The organism is Williamsoniiplasma lucivorax ATCC 49196 (assembly GCF_000518285.1).
GTDB classification, from domain to species: Bacteria; Bacillota_I; Bacilli_A; order Mycoplasmatales; family Mycoplasmataceae; genus Williamsoniiplasma; species Williamsoniiplasma lucivorax.
In genome coordinates this window covers 1-1,279 of record NZ_JADH01000031.1, presented here as the reverse complement: position 1 = coordinate 1,279, position 1,279 = coordinate 1, and the positions used below count along the sequence as shown (strand labels likewise).

The following is a 1,279-nucleotide window of genomic DNA, read 5'->3' as shown; positions in this document are numbered from 1 at the left end:
TGGTGGTTTTTCTATTTTTGTAAATGCTATTTTCATAAAAAAATCTCCTTTAAAGAGATAACAAAAAAACATCTGATTAGACTCCCTACGCTAGTCTTAACTAGATCAGGTTCAAAGAGTATTTCTCAAGCTTTCGCTACCTCTGCTATATATTTACACTTTTATTATATACCTTTGTCATTGATGAAACTAAGAGAATTATTAATATATTGCTTTAATTGAATGAGTTTAGTGGTTTTGCTAGGAGATTTAAGTTTAAGTTAAAAGTTTGTTTTTGCTAATTAGTGATGCAACTTTGATTGCCGGAATTATCAAAATTTGTGTAAGAGGATAAGTTAATGGTCACACATGAATGGTATTAATAATTATTGAATAGAGAAAAGTGTTAGCTCCTCAATTAGGAACACTGATTAGCACGGTTCAAACAAAAATTCCCGAAATTGTTTGACTAATAAAAACTCCAAAAGAATTTAAAAATCCAATAATTATATAATTTAAATAATTGATATAACTTTTTTCTGGTTTTATTGTAAATCTTAAGAGTGATACAATACCAGGCATCATCATCGGAACAAAATAGTCTAGTAAAAATGATCAAGGTGAAATGATATGTCCTGGACCAACAAACAATATTGAAAGCAAAGCGGCAGTTATGCCAACACAAATTGCTAGAATAGGTGAAATAACAACACCTATAACGATTAAGATTACATATTTAAAAGTTAATCCGACACCAATAACCAAACCTGGCATAAATTGTTCTAAATAAGCAAACACAATAGTTAAAGCGGTAAAGACCCCACCTAAAACAATCTCATAAATTGAAAATTTTTTTCAACCAAAAAATTTTCAGGTGATTTTTCATTTTTGCTTGTTAGTTTTGTTCTTGTGGAAAAGATAAAATAGAATCACAATATTAATAAATGAAAATGAAATGATACTTAATAAAATGAATTGCATTTTATTGTCAATAATTTTTCCTAAATCAGCTAAAAATCAACTGACTGCAATTAAGATACTGAAAATTAAACCTAGTGTAAAAAGTATAATTAACATTATTTTAATATTTTGAAATGTTTTTTCATTAGTCATATTTGTTCACGATATTTTGAAGCAAGAAAAAAAGATAAGTAAAATTAACATAACCAGAATTGATAAAATTGCAAAACCCATACTCATTTTAGCCAATGGTGGTTTTTCTATTTTTGTAAATGCTATTTTCATAAAAAAATCTCCTTTAAAGAGATAACAAAAAAACATCTGATTAGACTCCCTACGC

Annotated in this window: 1 protein-coding gene and 1 riboswitch; the gene reads right to left on the bottom strand. The window is 27.3% G+C overall.

The annotated features are described in order from the left end of the window. Positions 1 to 64: 64 nt before the first annotated feature. Positions 65 to 154: riboswitch (TPP riboswitch) on the bottom strand. 101 nt (positions 155 to 255) lie between these two features. Next, the gene (locus P695_RS0104805; protein ID WP_028127085.1) at positions 256 to 1,224 is read right to left on the bottom strand and encodes an energy-coupled thiamine transporter ThiT; all 969 of its coding nucleotides are present in this window, start codon (positions 1,222 to 1,224) and stop codon (positions 256 to 258) included. Between the last annotated feature and the right edge of the window lie 55 nt (positions 1,225 to 1,279).